Raw genomic sequence first — 3,099 nt, forward strand, 5'->3', positions numbered from 1 at the left:
CACCCAGCCGAGAGCACCCGAGTGCACGTGCCCGATGGTCCAATCCGTATAGTGCGAGAGCGAGTTGACCGCCTTGATCGACATCAGCGGGCCCTCGAAGGTCGACATGCCGTAGAAGGCGAGCGAGACGACCATCAGGCGCAGCACGGGGTCGGTGCGCAGCTTGTCCCAGGCGCCCGAGAGGGTCATGATTCCGTTGATCATGCCGCCCCAGGAGGGCATCCAGAGCATGATCGAGAAGGTCATGCCCAAGGTCTGCGCCCAGTCGGGCAGGGCGGTGTAGTGCAGGTGGTGGGGGCCGGCCCAGATATAGATGAAGATCAGCGCCCAGAAATGGATGATCGAGAGCCTGTAGCTGTAGACCGGCCGGTTCGCGCGCTTGGGCACGAAGTAATACATGATCGCGAGGAAGCCGGCGGTGAGGAAGAAGCCGACCGCGTTATGGCCGTACCACCACTGGAACATGGCATCCTGCACGCCCGACCAGACGATGTAGGACTTCGGCGAGAGGATCGAGACCGGCAGCGCCAGGTTGTTGCCGAGATGCAGGACCGCGATGGTGACGATGAAGGCGAGGTAGAACCAGTTCGCCACATAGATGTGGGGTTCCTTGCGCTTCGCCAGCGTCATCAGGAAGACCAGCAGATAGACGACCCAGACGATCGTCAGCCAGAGATCGGCATACCATTCGGGCTCGGCGTATTCCTTGCCCTGGGTGATGCCGAGCAGGTAGCCGGTGCCGGCGATGACGATGAACAGGTTGTAGCCGAGTACCACGAACCAGGGCGACAGGTCGCCCGCCAGCCTTGCGCGCGAGGTGCGCTGGACGACGTAGAACGAGGTCGCGATCAGGACGTTGCCGCCGAAGGCGAAGATCACCGCCGAGGTGTGCAGCGGGCGCAGGCGTCCGAAATTGATCCAGGGCAGATCGAAGTTCAGGATCGGAAAGGCCAGCTGGAGCGCGATGATCAGCCCGACGGTGAAGCCGGCGATCCCCCAGAACAGCGCCGCGATGGTGCCGAACTTGACCGGTTCCATGTTGTAGTTGGGCCGGCCGTCGATCTCCTGCGGTGCGGGTCCGGTGCCGGGCTTGAAGCAGCGATTGCCGATGAGAAAGACCGTGGCGAGAGCCGCCGCCATGCCGACCGCGGCATGGAAGGCGTAAGCGCCATGGTCGGTCTTCGCGGCGATCAGCAGCAGTCCCAGAAAGGACACCGCGGCGAGCGCGATGCCCGTCAACTCGCCCGTCGTCGCCTGTCGGATCGGATTGCCCGTCGTCGCCATGCCCAGCCCCTGCTCACCCTGCGGCGCTTTTCGCGCGCGCTGTCATGGGCGAGGCTTAGAGGGGGCGGTGCCGGCTAGCTTTGATCGATATCAAGCCAGCCGGTGGACGGCGTTTTGCAGTCCTCGATGCAGAGGTCTTTGCTCAGACGACGAGGTCTTTGGCGGGCACCGGCTCGCCGCGCGAAACATGGGCGATGTTGGCGAACATGCGCGACACGGTGGGGGCGAAATTGTCCGCAGCCATCGCGGCGAGATGCGGCGTGACGACGAGATTGTCGAGCGTCAGCAGTTCGCTGTCGGCCGGCAGCGGCTCGATCGCGTAGACGTCCATCGCCGCGCCGGCGATCACCCGGTCGCGCAGCGCGATCACCAGCGCCGATTCGTCGACGACCCCGCCGCGCGCGACATTGATGAGCACAGCCGTCTTCTTCATTTTCGCGAAAGCCTCGCGGCCGATCAGATTGGTGGTCTCGGGCGTCAGCGGGCAGTGCAGCGAGACGACGTCCGCCTGCGCCAGGATCTCGTCGAGGCTGGCATGGCGGACGCCGAGCGCGGCTTCCTCCTCGGGCGTCAGGGGGTGGCGCTTGCTGTAGAGGATGGTGCAGCCGAAGCCCCGGAGTAGCCTGGCGACGTTCTGGCCGATCGCGCCGAAGCCGATGAGGCCGACGGTCTTGCCCGAGAGCATGAAGGTCTCGCCCGGCAGGCTGCCGGTGCTCCAATGGCCCTTCTTCAGCTCGGCGTGGCCGTAGCCGATATAGCGCAGGGCCGAGATCATCAGCCCGAGCGCGAATTCGGCGACGGGCACCGCATTGCTGCCCGTGGTCCGGGCGACCTTGATGCCGAGTTCTTTCGCCGTGGCGATGTCGATGTTGTCGTAGCCGACGCCCCATTTGTGCAGCAGCTTCAGCTTCCTGCCGGCGCGCAGGACGTCACCGGAGACGGCGACCTGGCCGGAGATGGCGTAGTCGGCCTGCGCGATGATCTCCTTCATGTGCTCGTCGCCCCGGGCGGTGCCATGGGTCAGGACGAAGCCCGGCGGCAGCAGGGCGCGAAGCTTCTCGGCGCGCGCCGGCGTGGTCATGTCGAGGAGGCAGATGGTCTCGGTCATCGTCTGGTTCCGTTGTCAGATCGTGAAGCGGGCGCCGGCGCGGGCGAGGCCGCCCGAGACCGCGACGGGCGTGCCGTCGGCGCGCCAGCAGGCGGCGCCGGTGAGCATGCCGTCGGCGTCGAAGCGGATCGCGTTCATGCCGCCGGCGATGCGCGGCATCCGAACGATGCGATGGCCGCGCGCGCGCAGCGCCTCCGCCACTGTCTCGGGGAAGGCCTCCTCCAGTTCGAGCACGCCGCCTTCCGTCCAGATGCGCGGCGCCTCGACCGCCTCCTGCAGGCTCATCCCGTGGTCGATCAGGTTGACGATCGCCTGCAGCGCCGAGGGGAAAATGCGCAGCGCGCCCGGCAGGCCGAGCGCGAAGGCGAGCCTGCCCTCCTTCAGCACGATCATCGGCGCCATCGAGGTGAAGACGCGCTTGCCGGGCGCGATCGAGAGCGCGCGGCCGGGATGCGGGTCGAAATTGAACATGTAGTTGTTGGCCAGCATCCCCGTGCCGGGAATCTGGGTGCAGGCGCCGAAGAGGCCGTTGATGGTCTGCGTCGCGGTGACGACATTGCCGTCCGCATCGGCGACCGTGACATGGGTGGTGTCGGCCGATTCACCGCCCGAGAGACCGGCCTTCCAGCTTTTGGCGCGGTCCATCTCGATCAGCGCGCGGCGTTCGTCGGCATAGGCCTTGTCGATCAGCCTGGCGACTGGAACCT

3 protein-coding genes are annotated in these 3,099 nt (G+C 66.2%); all 3 read right to left on the bottom strand.

Features of this window, described 5'->3' with window-relative positions; all coding sequences use genetic code 11:
• Positions 1-1,284 (bottom strand): cbb3-type cytochrome c oxidase subunit I (locus Q8M82_RS08065; RefSeq protein ID WP_305690851.1); only part of this gene is annotated, 1,284 nt, incomplete at its 3' end.
• A gap of 142 nt (positions 1,285-1,426) precedes the next feature.
• The gene (locus Q8M82_RS08070) at positions 1,427-2,392 is read right to left on the bottom strand and encodes a 2-hydroxyacid dehydrogenase (RefSeq protein ID WP_305690852.1); all 966 of its coding nucleotides are present in this window, start codon (positions 2,390-2,392) and stop codon (positions 1,427-1,429) included.
• A 15-nt stretch (positions 2,393-2,407) separates the two neighbouring features.
• Positions 2,408-3,099 (bottom strand): gamma-glutamyltransferase (locus tag Q8M82_RS08075; protein ID WP_305690853.1); only part of this gene is annotated, 692 nt, incomplete at its 5' end.

The organism is Allobosea sp., from assembly GCF_030694325.1.
Lineage (GTDB): Bacteria > Pseudomonadota > Alphaproteobacteria > Rhizobiales > Beijerinckiaceae > Allobosea.

Coding starts and splice junctions, on each gene's coding strand:
- Q8M82_RS08070 (WP_305690852.1), bottom strand. CDS start 2,392: ATGACCGAGACCATCTGCCTCCTCGACATGACCACGCCGGCGCGCGCC.